Origin of the sequence: Lacrimispora sp., from assembly GCF_032078915.1 — a bacterium.
Lineage (GTDB): Bacteria > Bacillota > Clostridia > Lachnospirales > Lachnospiraceae > Lacrimispora.
Window position 1 is genome coordinate 44,440 of record NZ_DAMAUN010000012.1, and the last position, 15,174, is coordinate 59,613.

Sequence of the window (15,174 nt, forward strand, 5' to 3'; positions counted from 1 at the left end):
GAGGAGAATCGGATGAGCAATAAGTATGAAGCAAAAGCTATTTATGATGAGATGATTCATGATGTCACCACTTCTGAAAAGAAGTGGCAGGATGTTTGTCGACTCGCCGGTCAGATATATAGATTTGAGTTTGACAACATCCTGATGGTGTATGGACAGCGCCCACATTCTACTATGATAGCCGATTATGATACTTGGAAAAAAGTAGAAAGATATGTCAAGCGTGGAAGTAAAGGCATAGCTATTTTCCCTTCAAGAGCATTAAATCCTCGCATGAGATATGTATTTGATATCAGCGATACGGGTGGGAAGAAGCAGAAGCTCACATGGGATTTGGAGGGTGAAAACCTAAAGGAATATTTGGATTATCTGGTATCTGAAGGACAGATGGAACAGTATGAAGGAACAACACGAGAAGAATTAATAAATTCATTAAAATTATTTACAGGAACAAATGTTTGGGGTATAATAAGAACAGATTTTGAGGAAAGAATCTCAGAATTATCGCAGCTAGCTGGGAGTATGATAAAGGAACTCAATTATGAAACGTCAGGGCTGACCACAGATGACTTGGTATATCACAGTGTTATGTATGCGGTTGGTACGAGATGCGGATTTGACTTATCTATGCAAGAACAGGATTTTAGTCAGATCGTAAAGATAACCGATGAGGAAGTCATTTACCGTCTTGGTTCCCTGGTATGCGATGTCTCCTGCAGCGTTCTTAGAGAATTTAGTAGAAACCTAAAAACGATTGAAAGCGAGAGGAGAATTGCGTATGGCAGAATTAACAATGACGTATCACGAAGTGGACGGACTACTGTATCCGGATATTCAGATGCCGGAAGAGCAGGAAGTGAAATTAACGAATCTAGGGAAATACGGAATACTGGCGATGAATTATCTAAAGGAGAACGAATCAGCAAGGTACAAGACACTTTACCGATTCGGGAAACTGGCAGAGAAAATGAACGAGGTGAACGAGGAAGCTTATCAACTGTTAGACCAGCTGATGAACGATTACCTGAAGAAACACAAACCAGAGAATCCGAATTCCACGATGGAGATGTGGAAGCTGAGAGAACAGGCGAAGAGGCAGGCAGAGGAAGTAGTGCTACAGCAGATCGTAATGAAATTTCACTAGAAACAGATGAAGAACTGGATAGAGAACTAAATGAAATTAATTCATTTGGAATTAGTAAGGAAGCCAATTACCACCAGGCTTCCTTTTTTGATGGGGATTTTGGGCTGAATAAAAGCGATTCGGTGCATACAAAAAATACAGCTACTGGACAAAAATATACTTATATTCAACCGAAGAAAGAGTTGGTTGTACCACATGAGTTTGTACTCCAGACCCTACTTCGCGGTACTGGATTTGTAAATGGCATGAGCCGTGTATGCAAGATATATGAGAATGAAATTGACGCAGGAACCAGAGCCAGACATATTAAAAAAGAGTATGGTCAAGGTGGAGCAGGCTGGCCGATAGAGGGTTACGGTTTGCATGGTTATGATTCATTCCATGCTCAAGGACTTCGGTTTCAGTGGAGAGACGAGGAAGGTGAAAAAGAAGGCTATATTTCATGGGGGACGGTTGAAAAAGAAATTGGTGTTCTAATTATGACCGGAGAGTATCAGCCAGAGAGACAATCGTTAGATGAAATTACTTTGGATGGTGACAGGGAAGATTATATTGATACTGATTACAGAGCAATTGATGCTTCTGATGAACAGGAGGCAACTGAGGATGTAGATTCATTTGCGATTCCTGATGAACCTGAAAGCTATGAAAGTCATAGGAGGATAACTGGACAGAAAGAAGAAACAGAAACTTATGAAATGACTCCAGAAGAACTTACTGAAGAAGACCGTATGGTCACAATGGCTGAATATGGATCAGAGATTGAAGCGGAAAACCAAGAATTTGATAAACAGTATGAGGAGAACCAAAGTGTAGGTAGGTTAGAAGTTATTCCCACTGATTATGCAAAGATCATTGCGGAAATTGATGAGGATATGCGAGAGGCAATGGAAATTCTTGTGACAGAATGTAGTTGTTATATGCCTTTTAAACCATTTTTACAGGATATTGTAAATTCAGAGTATTTGCTCATTCCAAACAAATTAGAACTTTTGTCAGATATGGTCTTAGCAAGTAAAGAAGAGCAAAAAGGCTATAGCAACAACAAATATGGCTTAATTGAATACACCTTAAAGCCTTATGAGATTAACATGAATTATAAGAACCGATTTGGTGAAAGAGAAACAGTTGCAACAGGCTATAGAGAACTGTATGAAGTATTGTCCTATATGTCAAAGCAACCATTCTTCTGCGGAGCAGATCATAGACAACGATATAATGAAATGATGGCAAGTGAGGATAGAACAACCTTACAGCCAATCTATCAGAGATTCCTTGATAAATGTGACAGTGTAGAACAAAATCGTGAGGAACAAGCACAAAGACGAGTTGCTACTGGTAATAAAAGTGCAGCAGAGAATCTCATAGATGAAGCTGTATCACATTCCGAGAAACATAACTTTCATTACAATTTGTGGGAACTTCCAAAAGGTGGAGTAAAGACAAGATTCCAATGGAATATAGAAGCAATTGGAGTATTAAAGCAGGTAGAGTCAGAACACAGACTGGCAAACAGAGAGGAACAAAAAATCTTATCAAAGTATGTTGGCTGGGGTGGTCTTTCTCAAGTATTCGATGAAAATAATGAAAACTGGAAAAGGGAATTCGAAGAGCTGAAAAGTCTTTTGACAGAAGATGAATATACTGCAGCAAGAGCAACTGTAAATAATGCATTTTATACTTCACCAGAAATAGCAAGCTGTATGAATCAGGCGCTACTACAATTTGGTTTCCGAGGTGGAAATGTGTTAGAACCAAGTATGGGAGTCGGAAACTTCTTCGGAAGCATGCCAACACCTTTACAGAGTTGTAAATTATATGGTGTAGAACTAGATAGTATTTCTGGTAGAATTGCAAAGCAGCTGTATCAGAAAGCGAATATCAGCATTACAGGTTTTGAAAAGACCACCTTCTCAGATAATTTCTTTGACGTTGTGATTGGGAATGTGCCATTTGGAGATTATAAGGTGTTTGATCCAAAATACAATAAGTTAAATCTACGTATCCATGACTACTTTATTGCAAAAGCAATGGATCAGGTGAGACCAGGCGGTATTGTAGCAGTTATTACAACGAAGGGAACGCTTGATAAAAGCAATCCGACTTTCCGCAAGTATCTGGCAGAGAGAGCAGAACTGATTGGTGCAATCAGACTTCCTAATATGGCATTTAAAGAAAATGCGGGTACGGAAGTGACCAGTGATATTTTGTTTTTGCAAAAAAGAGAACGTAAGATTGATATTGAACCAGACTGGGTGCATTTGGGCTATACGCATAACGGAATCGCAGTCAATTCTTATTTTGTAGAGCATCAGGATATGATGTTAGGACACATGGAATATGACACTAGAATTTACGGTCAGGATAGCAGATATACAGTCTGTGTAAATGATGCTGAAAACTTCAATATGTACGAAGAATTGAATAAAGCTATTCGAACAATTTCAGCACAGATGGCTAACTTTGAAGATTTAGAAGAGTCAGAGGAAATAAGTGAAGATGTGATACCTGCAGGTCCCGATGTGAGAAATTTCTCCTATGCATTTTATGAAGGAAAGTTATATTACAGAGAAAATTCCCATATGTACCGAAAAGAAGTGAATGCCACAGTAGAGGATAGGATTCGCTTGCTAGATGAAATTCGAAATAATACCAGACACTTGATTGATATTCAGACAGATGGTTGTAGTGAGGAAGAATTAGCAGAAGGACAAAAAACATTGAATGCAACCTACGATGCCTTTGTTGAAAAATATGGATGTATTACTGCACAGGCAAACAGCAGGGCATTCCGAGATGATTCTGACTACCCACTGTTATGCTCTTTAGAAGATGTAAATGAGGATGGGATTGTGAAGAAAGCAGACATGTTCTTTAAGCAAACCATCAAAGCCAAAGTTCAGATTGAGAGAGTGGAAACAGCAGTAGAAGCTCTTAATGTGTCAATCAACGAATATGGCTCAGTTAACATTCCATATATGTTAAGTATTTATCATCCTGATTTATCAAAGCTGATAGACGAATTGGCAGTAAAAGGGAATGAAGCGGCCACAAATATTTCACTATCTGAGGACGTAAAAGCTGAGTTAGAACGTGTGGTTATGCTTGAAGAATTACAGGGATTAATTTATCTGAATCCAAATCGGTATAACGAAAATAATCCAAATGCAGGTTGGGAGACAGCGGATGATTATCTGTCTGGAAATGTAAGAGAAAAGCTGCGTGTAGTAAAAGCTATGCGGGGAGCAAATCCAGAATTATTCGTACAAAATATACAGGCGTTGGAACAGGTGCAGCCCAAAGATATTGAAGCAAGTGAGATTGATGTAAGAATTGGAACCACGTGGGTGGAGGCAGAAGACTATGAGCAGTTTATCTACGAACTTCTCAATACTCCGAGAAGAGAGCGAGCAGTACGTAGTCAGTGGTACAATTCGGGAATACAGGTTCATTTGAATAAGCTGAGCATGGAATGGTTTATTGAAAATAAGTCAAGAGACAAACACTCTGTTGCAGCCACGAAAACTTATGGAACGAGCAGAGAGGATGCTTATTCAATTTTTGAAGACACATTGAACCTAAAAACAGTTACCATTCGTGACAGAATTGATGATGGTGATGGAAAATACCACTATGTCGTGAATAAGAATGAAACGATGTTAGCAAGAGAAAAGCAGAACCAGATGAAAGAAGCCTTTAAAGAATGGCTGTTTCGCGATCCAGAGAGAAGAGCAAAGTATGTGGAGTATTATAATGAAACCTTCAATAATATTCGCTTGCGGGAGTATGATGGTTCACAGTTACAATTTCCGGGGATGAATCCTGAGATTGAGTTGCAACCACATCAAAAGAACGCAGTAGCAAGAATCCTGATGGGAGGAAACACGTTGCTGGCTCATTGTGTTGGGGCGGGTAAGAGTTTTGAAATGATGGCTGCTTGTATGGAGCAGAAAAGACTGGGACTTGCAGGTAAAACGATTATGATGGTGCCAAAACCCTTAATTGGACAGACGGCTAGTGAGTTCCTTCGTCTTTATCCTTCAGCTAATATTCTAGTTGCAACGGAGCGTGATTTTGAAAAGAGCAAGAGAAAGCAGTTTGTTTCTAGAATTGCAACGGGAGATTATGACTGTATTATTATGTCGCATTCACAGTTCGAGAAGATTCCTATCTCGGCAGAAAGAAAGGAGCGGATGTTGAATCAGCAGATAGAAGAGATTGCATATTCTGTTGATGAAATGAAGTCACAGAACGGAGAACGCTGGACGGTAAAACAGATGGAGGCGCAGAAGAAAAAGCTAGAGGAACAGTTGAAATCATTGGCAGATGAAAGTCGAAAAGATGATTTGATTACCTTTGAGGAGTTAGGAGTGGATTCGATTATGGTTGATGAAGCTCATAATTTTAAGAACCTTGCGATTTTCTCCAAGATGAATAATGTCTCTGGTATTAGCAGTTCAGGAGCAAAGAAATCTACAGATATGCAGTTGAAATGCCAGTATTTGAGTGAAATTAATGATGGTAGAGGGATTGTATTTGCAACGGGAACCCCGGTTTCAAACAGCATGTGCGAACTGTATGTAATGCAGCTATATCTACAAAAAGAGGCTTTAGAGCAGATGGGAATTTATCATTTTGACTCCTGGGCAGCAAACTTTGGTGAAGTAACAACAGCACTCGAACTTACAGTAGAAGGAAGCGGATTCCGATTCAAAAGCAGATTTAATAAGTTTACGAATCTTCCAGAATTAATGAACATCTTTCGTGAGGTGGCAGATGTACAAACCAAAGATATGCTAAATCTAAAGGTACCAATACTACGGGATAACAAGTACACAATTGTGGAAAGTGAACCAGACTGGTATGTAAAACAGGTCATGGAGGATTTTGTAGTAAGGGCAGAACGAATCCGTAATGGTGGAATTGACCCATCAGAGGACAATTTCCTAAAGATCACACATGAGGCTAGACTGCTAGGTACTGATGCAAGGCTATTAGATGCAGATGCACCAAACAATACGGATGGAAAATTAAATAAGGTCGTAGAAAATGTATGCTACGAATATTTCAAAGCTGTCAACGAGAATAAAATCGGTTGCCAGCTTATTTTTTCGGATATTGGTACTCCGAAGAGTGGTTGGTCAAGCTACGATTTGAGTAAAGATTTTGATGTTTACAATTATGTGAAAGAGCAACTGGTTATTCGGGGAATTCCAGAAAAAGAGATAGCATTTATCCATGATGCTAAGACAGACGGGCAGAGGGATATCTTGTTTAAAGAAATGCGAACAGGTAAAAAGAAAATACTAATCGGTTCTACAGATAAGTGTGGTACGGGTGTAAATGTACAGACACATCTTGTTGCGATGCATCATATCGACTGTCCTTGGAAGCCTTCCGCTATTGAACAACGAGAAGGCAGGGGTATCCGTCAGGGAAATGAAAATTCCGAGGTGGCAATCTATCGTTATGTTACAAAAGGAACTTTCGATGCGTATTCTTGGTCATTGGTGGAAAATAAGCAACGATTTATCAGTCAGGTCATGACAAGCAAATCTGTATCCAGAACTTGTGAGGATGTTGATGAAGCAACTTTGTCATATGCAGAAATTAAGGCAGTTGCGACTGGTAATCCATTGATTCGTGAAAAGATGGAATTAGATAATGAGGTACAACGATTGAAGTTACTAAAAGCTTCTTATGACAATCAGCGTTATTCGTTGCAGGATAATTATATGATCCGCTATCCAAAGCTAATTAAGGCGGCACAGGAGAAATTGTGCTGTGTAAGGGAAGATATCAAGCTGAGAGATTCAGAACTAATTCAGAATCCTGATTTTTCTATTATGATAGGTCGAGCAAGCTTTGAAGAGCGTGTGGATGGTGGAACCGTTATGCTAGAAGCAATTAGTAAGTGCAAGACAGGTGAAATCAGTCCTATTGGTCAGTTTCATCAGTTTGATTTGCTGGTAGAAAAGAACTTCATGGGCACAAATTATCTGATGCTTCGTGGAAAGACAGATTACAAAGCAGAGCTGTCCACCAGCCCAGTTGGAAATATGGTGAAACTAGAAAATTTATTTAGTGGAATTCATGAGAATGAAGAGTTTTTGCTAAAGAAAATTGACCAGTATCAGAACGATTTGGATGCCTCAAAGTCAGAATACGAGAAGCCATTTGCATACGAAACAGAATTGAAAGAAAAGCTGGCACATCAATATGAATTGAATGCACAGCTAGATCTGGAAAATGGGAAAGTGGAAGATGTGGACTTAGGTGCGACGAAAGAAGAATTCGACGAGGGCAATATAGAAAAATTAGAAAATGATAAATATGTTGCTGAAGCAAAAACTGTTTATCAAACCAACGTGGATGATAGGAGCAGATGATGGATAGGGAAGGACGTGAGGAGTAATGGAAAAATGTATCGCTTGTTCGAGGTGGAAGATGTGATTGCAGAGATGGATTTATTAGATGTTGATGATGATATAGCTGAAACAGATGAAGATTATCAAATTGTGATCAGTGGATGGTGGGTGCATATCCCAGAATTAAATCTAAATCTACACGAGGGGGGTTGTTTGTACTTGGGAAGAAAAATCACAAATGTTCATGCCTGATTTTGCTGTCACGGTACTATATGAAGATGGTGCAGAACACCAGGACTATATCTACTTTGAACAAGATGGAATGGTCATAACCTTAGCCAATTGGCTGAATGGCCGTGTCCCTTTGGATGTAATAGAGCAGATGCGTTGTAGCATCTGCAAAGAGTAGCGAAGTGGATTGCAAATATCCACTTTTGATTGTGGGGTATGCACGGAGCATACGGAAAGTGAGGAGTAAATGAAATATTCAATTCATGTAAATGAAGTAAAAACAAAGGAAAGCAATATCAAAGGATTTGCCACAGTAGTCTTTGGTGATTCGTTTAAGATTACCAATATTGCAATCTTAGAAAATCCTGAAAGACATCAATTATTTGTATCTATGCCTAGATATCGTTCCAGTGAAAGAGATGAGAATGGCGGTGTTATTTTCAAGGATGTGTGCAATCCCATCACCAAGGAATTCCGTGAGGAGCTGTACGATAACATCCTTGAAGCTTATGAGAATGTAATAAATCAGGGAAAAGAGCAAGGACAGATAGAAAAAGAACAGTCTGAAATGCCAGAGTTTTCAGTGAAGGTTACACCGTTTGAAAGAGATGGAAGCAGTGTATGTGGGCTTGCTCGTATTTATTTCGATAATCAATTTATCGTAAATAATGTGAGTATTCTTCAAGGAAAAGATAAGCTGTTTGTTGCAATGCCGGCTTATAAGACAAGGCAGATAGACGAACAAGGTAAAGCGATTTATCAGGACGTGTGTTATCCAGTAACAAAGGAGTTTCGTGAAAAACTTTATGGAGAGGTAATGAAAACATATGAGGAAGAAAAGGAAAAGAAGCAGGAGGAGCAAAAAGATAAAAATGATTTGCAGAAAGAGAAAGAAAAGTCTGGACAGTTTCAGAGTTTGCCTGATAGAGCAACACCGTTTCGATAAATAGTTGCCATAGACGAAGGAGTCAGAGATTAATATCTGGCTCCTTCGTCTATTAAAAGCGTGTATAATGAGCGATAAAACTAATGCTTATGGTTGATAATCTAACCCTATAAAGAAATCATTAAATTCTGCATCAAAGATTATTTTCAAAGCGACCAATTCACTAACCCGGATATTCATACGGTTGGTTTCAAGCTTGGCATAGGTACTTTTGGAAATATTTAGTCCCATAAGATGCATATGTGCAATGGTTTGGTCCTGAGTTAATTCAGCTTTTTGCCTAAGCAACTGAATGTTTTTTCCAATATCCATATCTGGTCTTAATTTCATATTGATTAATCCTTTCGAGAAAATTCGTAATAGCGAAATTATTTATATTGATTTTAGCTGTTATTTGTAGTAAAATGTTTCGTAATAAAGAAACATTTCTGCATAACGAAATGTTTAACTGTGACAAAAGACAGTGATATGTGATTTTAACTTACTAAATAATATGTTAAAGTGCATAAAACACGATTCATAATTTATTGGACGAGGGAAAAATGATATCAAATAAAAAAATTGACAAGATTTTAAAGCAGGTTGCAATAAACAATGGTGTATCAGTTGAAGAAGTAAGGAAAGAAATTGAAAATGCAATTAATATGGGGAAGAATAATGCAGATCCTTTAATTCAAAGGCAGTGGGAGATGATGGGGTTAAAAGACAAGATAGCGACTCCAGAGCTAGTGATAAGAAAACTGAATAAGAAACTTAAGTAGACTTATAGGGGTGAATACATATATGAATAATGATTATTGGGAACTGGCAGAGAGGACGCTGAAGCTTTTGGATATAGAAGATATCTCAGAACTAAACTACCACCCGCTAAAGCGGGTGGGTTCGCACATAAATGTGCTTCCGACTGGAAGTCGGGGTAAAGGGAGTCTGTGAAAGTTTTTCTGTAAATAAGGTTTTTAAAGGTCTTCTATGATAAAATATCAATCATAGGAGGCCTTTATTATGGCAAGAGAAAAGAAACCCGTACACAAAGTACAAATGACAGATGGAAAACGCAACATCATCCGGCAGCTTCTTGAGGAGTATGATATCGAATCTGCTCAAGATATTCAAGATGCGCTGAAAGATCTTCTCGGCGGGACCATCAAAGAAATGATGGAAGTAGAAATGGATGATCACCTGGGATATCGCAAATCAGAACGTTCTGATAACGAAGACTATCGGAATGGTTATAAAACGAAACAAGTAAACAGCAGCTATGGGAGCATGGCCATTGATATTCCTCAGGATCGTAAGTCTACGTTTGAGCCTCAGGTAGTAAAAAAGCGCCAGAAAGATATATCCGATATTGATCAGAAAATCATAGCTATGTATGCCAAGGGTATGACCACAAGGCAGATTTCAGAAACTCTTGAAGACATTTATGGCTTTGAGGCATCGGAAGGCTTTATCTCAGATGTAACCGATAAGATCCTGCCGCAGATTGAAGACTGGCAGAACCGCCCGCTTTCTGACGTTTATCCGGTTCTCTACATAGACGCTATTCACTACTCCGTACGCGATAATGGAGTAATCCGGAAACTGGCAGCTTATGTTGTTCTTGGTATTAATTCAGATGGATTAAAAGAAGTCCTGACCATTGAAGTAGGTGAAAATGAAAGCTCCAAGTACTGGCTTTCTGTCCTGAATGGCCTAAAGAATCGTGGGGTAAAAGATATCCTTATCATTTGTGCAGATGGACTGACCGGGATCAAAGAAGCAATCACAGCTGCTTATCCTAAAACAGAATACCAGCGTTGTATTGTTCATCAGGTACGCAATACATTGAAATATGTATCTGATAAGGACCGCAAGCTTTTTGCTGCAGACTTAAAAACGATTTATCAGGCTCCTACGGAGGGAAAAGCCTTGGAAGCTTTGGAACGGGTCACAGGAAAGTGGTCAGAAAAATACCCTAATTCCATGAAAAGCTGGAGCCAGAATTGGGATGCAATTTCACCTATTTTTAAGTTCGGGGCGAATGTCCGGAAAGTTATTTATACCACAAATGCAATAGAAAGCCTAAATGCGACCTATCGGAAGCTGAACCGCCAAAGGAGTGTATTTCCGAGCGATGGAGCTCTGTTAAAAGCCCTGTATTTATCTACATTTGAAGCCACAAAAAAGTGGACGATGCCAATCCGTAACTGGGGTCAGGTATATGGGGAACTGAGTATCATGTACGAAGGCCGCCTGTCCAGTTAAGTCATTATAGTTATGTGCAAGACAGGCGGTATTCCCGCCTGCCCTTGACATGCCCTGATAGGTAGGGTATATATAAACCAAGGGCTGAAAGCTCATAAAGACGCCTTCAGCCCTACCACTTATCATAGAAGATCTGTTTTTACAGAGATTTCTTCACACACTCGGTAAAGGATTAATCCCTCTGAAAGACCTATTGCTGGAAGCAATTCCATCTAATGACTGAAACTCATTCCTCTACCTTGAATACTTCGTTTCCTATAGTTCCTTGATTCTCAATATAACGACGAATGGTCTCTTCTGTTACGCTCCCTACGGTCGCACAGAAGTATCCCCTTCCCCATAGGTGCTGCCCCCAGTACTTTCTTTTCAATTCTGGAAATTGTTCCTGCAACAACCTCGAAGAACGTCCTTTTAGATATTGTACCAATTTACTTGGAGCAATACTCGGTGGACATGACAGTAATAGATGTACATGATCGCTTCCCACACTTCCTTGTACTATTATGATTCCCCTTGCTTCACATCCTTGCCTTATCAGCTCCCTCAATCGTAACGCTATTTCTCCTCTAAGCATTCTATATCGGTACTTTGTTACCCATATGATATGATATTTTATATCATACGCCGCATGACCACTTTTACTATATCCCTCTGGCATATTATCACCTCTCGGCTTTAGTATGCCCATATATGATATGGCTAAAAGCGTATACCGTCTAAAGACGGTGGGTTTAGACCACGCGAATGGAAACTAAAGGGTGTGACTTTATCAAAATTCATACAACAATATTCTAATATTACTATACAAGAAGTCTTTGTTTTAGAGATGAATAAACGAGGATATTTATGCCCGGAGAAGAATGATAAATTCTTAAGAGAGATTCAGATGTCTACGAGGCTGTGCAATATATTGGCTAGAAATGGAGTTTTTATGGTTTCACAAATAGGGAACTATCCGAAAGAGGCTTATCTAGCAATGCGTAATATGGGAGAAGAAACGTATAACGAATTGCAATATATTAGTGAGCAATATCAAATAGAAATTCCAACTCTCGATTATTTGAAAGAAGGGTTATTACCTGTCCCTTTTTCAGCTAGACAGTTACTTATCTTGTATGAACATGGCATACATTCTGTAAAAGATATTGAGAATTTTACTTTGGAGGAATTGCAGAGGGAATACAGGTATGATAGAAGACTGTATAATTCTTTGCGTAAAGTAATAGAAGTGAAAGGGTTACAGGTCAAGTCATATCATAATCAGTGAAAAAACGTAAAACTTCTCTATGAATTGTACTATTATATGGTACAATGATAGAGAAGTTTTTTTATTGGGAGAAGAGGCAATGACCACAAGAGAAGAAGCAAATTTATATTGCAAATCATTTGATGAAATATTAGAGGACTATCCATTTCACGATAACAACTGGGCATTGATGCGTCATGTAGCAAATAAAAAGACATTTGCTTGTATTTACCAACACAGAGGACATATATGGATAAATGTGAAATGCGATCCAGAGTGGAGGGATTTCTGGAGAAGTGCATTTACATCCATTGTTCCGGCATATCACATGAACAAAGAACACTGGAATTCAATTATTTTGGACGGAACAATTCCGGATAAGGATATAAAACGAATGATAGCAGAAAGTTATGAACTGACAAAGCCAAAGACTAAAAAAATAGATAAATCAGAATTAAGAAGATTGGAGCAGACATGGACGGTACAGTAAGAAATCATATAAAAGTAGGAGCGAGAGTGCAGGTAGTCCAAAAGCAGGATCAGAGAACAGGTAAATTAACAGAAGGTATTGTGATGAGAATCTTGACTAATTCAATAAACCACCCCAGAGGAATCAAAGTGATGCTGGAAGGTGGAATTGTTGGAAGAGTGAAAAATATCTGTGTTTCTGGCAGTCAAAAGTAGATGGCAAAGGAAGGGATGGAAATAGTGGTGGAAGCAGGAGAAAAGAAAATGCTAAAAGAATACATATCAAAAGAAATCATAAAAATAGTAATGAAGTTAGCAATTACAATAGGATTGACCTTTCTAGCGGTCAAGTACGACTTTTTCATTCGTGGTGCAGAAAACATGGAATATGTTGTAGGATTGCTTTTAACATTCTGTATCATATATTTTTTATGCAGTATTATGCAATTTGCATTTCAGACCTGTCGGAATATTCTGGCAGCCCTAATTTCGGGTGTAATTGCGGTCGCAATATTTATGGTTATACTAAGTTTATTGCCGGAAGCGGTTCAGGGATATGTATTTATTGCAGCTGTGATTCTAGCAATATTATCAGATATGGTTCGCTTGATAGGGCATGCAAGGTTATATGTGAAAGGGTGAGGGTATTCTTACATTAATAACTAATAATTGATGGAGGGTTGAATGTGTCAAAAGCAAATCAAAAATTAAAACAGCTGTATTTAATGAAGATATTACTTGAAAATACAGATGAAACACATAGCATGACGATGCCTGAAATTGTATCATCATTGAAAGCTTATGATATTACAGCAGAAAGAAAAAGTATTTATGATGATATTGAAGCACTGCGATTGTATGGAATGGATATCATAGGTGAGAAGTCTGGCAAAACATATCTGTATCATATAGGCTTGCGTGATTTTGAACTGGCAGAATTGAAATTATTGGTTGATTCAGTACAATCATCAAAGTTTATAACAGCCAAAAAATCCAATGAACTAATAGAGAAAATTGAGCGGATTGCCAGTAAATATGAGGCAAAGCAGCTACAAAGACAGGTATTCGTGGCTGAGCGTATTAAAACAATGAATGAAAGTATTTACTATAACGTAGATATCATACATAACGCGATTGCTAATAATGTGAAAATTAAATTCCAATACTTTCAATGGAATGTAGATAAGAAACAAGAACTACGACACGATGGTGAATATTATTTGATTAGCCCATGGGCATTGTCTTGGGATAATGAAAATTATTATCTCATAGGTTACGATCATAAGGCAGGGATAATTAAGCACTATCGTGTAGATAAAATGCTGAACATATCGGAGGCTGAGGAAAAAAGAGAAGGAAAGCAACTTTTTCGGCAATTCGATATGGCAATCTATGCAAAAAAGATGTTTGGAATGTTTGATGGAAAAGAACAGTCAGTACGTATTGAATGTGTGAACTCATTTGCAGGAGTAATGATAGATCGCTTTGGAAAGTCAGTTCCAATGATTAAGACGGATGAAGAGCATTTTGCAGTGAATGTAACAGTAGCAGTGAGCAGACAGTTCTTAAGTTGGATTATTTCATTGGGTGATGGAGTTGTAATCACTGCTCCGGAAGATGTTGTGGAACTGATGAAGGATGAAATTCGAGCGTTAAACTGCAGATATGGAATAAAATAGAAAAGAAAGAAATGTATGTTCGAAAAAATGAGCGTTTTAAGTCCGTACAATAGGACTGCCAAACCTTTACAATAGGAATTAAGATTAGAAAATTGTAAACTTTTCTGTTCTTGGTTCCTATTTTGTTGATGAAAAAAGGAGGCACTTCGTATGAAAGAAAAATATGTGACTATCACAGGAACAAATCATTACTATGGAATGAAACCATTTTCTGTAGGTAAAAAAGTAAAATGTTTTAAGGAACCAGATAATACCTTTGATTCAGAAGCAATTAAAGTTGTCATAAAGGGGATTGGTATCGTTGGATACATTGGAAATTCTCCATATACGACGGCAACAGGGACGATGAGTGCAGGACGCATCTATGAAAAAGTAAAAAAGAAATTTATTGTTGAGGTTATGTTTATTACTTCGAGCAAGGTTATTTGCAGAGTTGTAGATGGATTAAAGGATAAGAAAGTTAACGTGATATGTGATGAAACTAAAAATGAATCAGTGGAGCCAAAACAAGTTCTCTAGAAGGTGGAGGCATTGATTGAATGAAGCGGTTTTTATACTGGATAAAGAAAACATTGAGGAATAGTAGAGATTGTAGTAAGTGTTGTATGTTTTGTGAGTATTATGAAACCTGTAGATCAGATATAAATGATTAGAAGTGGAGGATATATCATGAGATTTGGAATGAGAAAACCAAGTATTAAAAGAAGCATAAAGGCAAGAACAACTGGGAAAGTAAAAAGGGCTGTAAAAAAGGCAGTCATACCTGGATACGGTAAAAAGGGAATGGATTAAAAATCCAAAGAGGGCAGCATATAACAAGGTGTACCATAAGACCACATTTAGTTTGT

14 protein-coding genes are annotated in these 15,174 nt (G+C 38.2%); 12 read left to right on the top strand and 2 right to left on the bottom strand.

The features are described 5' to 3' along the window. The first annotated feature begins 12 nt into the window (after positions 1–12). From RT269_RS30345 to RT269_RS07070, 3 genes are all read left to right on the top strand, one after another. Positions 13–7,533, top strand: coding sequence for a helicase-related protein (locus RT269_RS30345; protein WP_331664093.1), 7,521 nt, complete (start codon positions 13–15; stop codon positions 7,531–7,533). A 33-nt stretch (positions 7,534–7,566) separates the two neighbouring features. After that, on the top strand, positions 7,567–7,764 hold the full coding sequence (locus RT269_RS07065) for a hypothetical protein (protein ID WP_313181518.1): 198 nt from the start codon (positions 7,567–7,569) through the stop codon (positions 7,762–7,764). Positions 7,765–7,990: 226 nt separating this feature from the next. Further along, on the top strand, positions 7,991–8,689 hold the full coding sequence (locus RT269_RS07070; protein ID WP_313181519.1) for a SpoVG family protein: 699 nt from the start codon (positions 7,991–7,993) through the stop codon (positions 8,687–8,689). Between the two features lie 87 nt (positions 8,690–8,776). Here the strand turns inward: RT269_RS07070 and RT269_RS07075 are convergent, their stop codons facing one another. After that, positions 8,777–9,019, bottom strand: a complete 243-nt coding sequence (locus RT269_RS07075) for a helix-turn-helix domain-containing protein (protein ID WP_313181521.1) — start codon at positions 9,017–9,019, stop codon at positions 8,777–8,779. Positions 9,020–9,231: 212 nt separating this feature from the next. Between RT269_RS07075 and RT269_RS07080 the strand changes: the two genes are divergently transcribed. After that, on the top strand, positions 9,232–9,450 hold the full coding sequence (locus tag RT269_RS07080; RefSeq protein WP_313181522.1) for a sporulation initiation factor Spo0A: 219 nt from the start codon (positions 9,232–9,234) through the stop codon (positions 9,448–9,450). Positions 9,451–9,691: 241 nt separating this feature from the next. After that, positions 9,692–10,933, top strand: coding sequence for an IS256 family transposase (locus RT269_RS07085; protein ID WP_313181523.1), 1,242 nt, complete (start codon positions 9,692–9,694; stop codon positions 10,931–10,933). A 226-nt stretch (positions 10,934–11,159) separates the two neighbouring features. Here RT269_RS07085 and tnpA read toward each other — a convergent pair whose 3' ends face one another. Beyond that, positions 11,160–11,591: an IS200/IS605 family transposase gene (gene tnpA, locus RT269_RS07090; protein WP_313181524.1), complete on the bottom strand. Its 432-nt coding sequence runs from the start codon at positions 11,589–11,591 to the stop codon at positions 11,160–11,162. A 102-nt stretch (positions 11,592–11,693) separates the two neighbouring features. Here tnpA and RT269_RS07095 point away from each other — a divergent pair, with 102 nt between their 5' ends. From RT269_RS07095 to RT269_RS30105, 7 genes are all read left to right on the top strand, one after another. Then, entirely contained in the window at positions 11,694–12,200 is a 507-nt protein-coding gene (locus tag RT269_RS07095) for a DNA-directed RNA polymerase subunit alpha C-terminal domain-containing protein (RefSeq protein WP_313181525.1), read from the top strand. Between the two features lie 79 nt (positions 12,201–12,279). Beyond that, positions 12,280–12,669, top strand: a complete 390-nt coding sequence (locus tag RT269_RS07100) for an MmcQ/YjbR family DNA-binding protein (protein ID WP_334308541.1) — start codon at positions 12,280–12,282, stop codon at positions 12,667–12,669. After that, entirely contained in the window at positions 12,654–12,863 is a 210-nt protein-coding gene (locus RT269_RS07105) for a YwbE family protein (protein ID WP_313181527.1), read from the top strand. The genes RT269_RS07100 and RT269_RS07105 overlap by 16 nt, the downstream gene beginning before the upstream one ends. Continuing rightward, complete coding sequence (locus RT269_RS07110) at positions 12,864–13,289, top strand: hypothetical protein (RefSeq protein ID WP_313181528.1); 426 nt, start codon at positions 12,864–12,866, stop codon at positions 13,287–13,289. It abuts the gene before it with no gap. Between the two features lie 83 nt (positions 13,290–13,372). Beyond that, a complete protein-coding gene (locus RT269_RS07115; RefSeq protein ID WP_313181556.1) occupies positions 13,373–14,326 on the top strand; it encodes a helix-turn-helix transcriptional regulator in 954 nt (317 codons plus the stop codon). Positions 14,327–14,476: 150 nt separating this feature from the next. Beyond that, positions 14,477–14,845, top strand: a complete 369-nt coding sequence (locus tag RT269_RS07120) for an HIRAN domain-containing protein (protein WP_313181529.1) — start codon at positions 14,477–14,479, stop codon at positions 14,843–14,845. A gap of 150 nt (positions 14,846–14,995) precedes the next feature. Beyond that, complete coding sequence (locus RT269_RS30105; RefSeq protein ID WP_331664095.1) at positions 14,996–15,118, top strand: hypothetical protein; 123 nt, start codon at positions 14,996–14,998, stop codon at positions 15,116–15,118. Positions 15,119–15,174: the final 56 nt, after the last annotated feature.

Excerpts from the sequence above, each read along its gene's own strand:
- RT269_RS30345 (WP_331664093.1), top strand. The coding sequence starts at position 13 with ATGAGCAATAAGTATGAAGCAAAAGCTATTTATGATGAGATGATTCAT.
- RT269_RS07065 (WP_313181518.1), top strand. The coding sequence starts at position 7,567 with ATGTATCGCTTGTTCGAGGTGGAAGATGTGATTGCAGAGATGGATTTA.
- RT269_RS07070 (WP_313181519.1), top strand. The coding sequence starts at position 7,991 with ATGAAATATTCAATTCATGTAAATGAAGTAAAAACAAAGGAAAGCAAT.
- RT269_RS07075 (WP_313181521.1), bottom strand. The coding sequence starts at position 9,019 with ATGAAATTAAGACCAGATATGGATATTGGAAAAAACATTCAGTTGCTT.
- RT269_RS07080 (WP_313181522.1), top strand. The coding sequence starts at position 9,232 with ATGATATCAAATAAAAAAATTGACAAGATTTTAAAGCAGGTTGCAATA.
- RT269_RS07085 (WP_313181523.1), top strand. The coding sequence starts at position 9,692 with ATGGCAAGAGAAAAGAAACCCGTACACAAAGTACAAATGACAGATGGA.
- tnpA (WP_313181524.1), bottom strand. The coding sequence starts at position 11,591 with ATGCCAGAGGGATATAGTAAAAGTGGTCATGCGGCGTATGATATAAAA.
- RT269_RS07100 (WP_334308541.1), top strand. The coding sequence starts at position 12,280 with ATGACCACAAGAGAAGAAGCAAATTTATATTGCAAATCATTTGATGAA.
- RT269_RS07105 (WP_313181527.1), top strand. The coding sequence starts at position 12,654 with ATGGACGGTACAGTAAGAAATCATATAAAAGTAGGAGCGAGAGTGCAG.
- RT269_RS07110 (WP_313181528.1), top strand. The coding sequence starts at position 12,864 with ATGGCAAAGGAAGGGATGGAAATAGTGGTGGAAGCAGGAGAAAAGAAA.
- RT269_RS07115 (WP_313181556.1), top strand. The coding sequence starts at position 13,373 with ATGAAGATATTACTTGAAAATACAGATGAAACACATAGCATGACGATG.
- RT269_RS07120 (WP_313181529.1), top strand. The coding sequence starts at position 14,477 with ATGAAAGAAAAATATGTGACTATCACAGGAACAAATCATTACTATGGA.
- RT269_RS30105 (WP_331664095.1), top strand. The coding sequence starts at position 14,996 with ATGAGATTTGGAATGAGAAAACCAAGTATTAAAAGAAGCATAAAGGCA.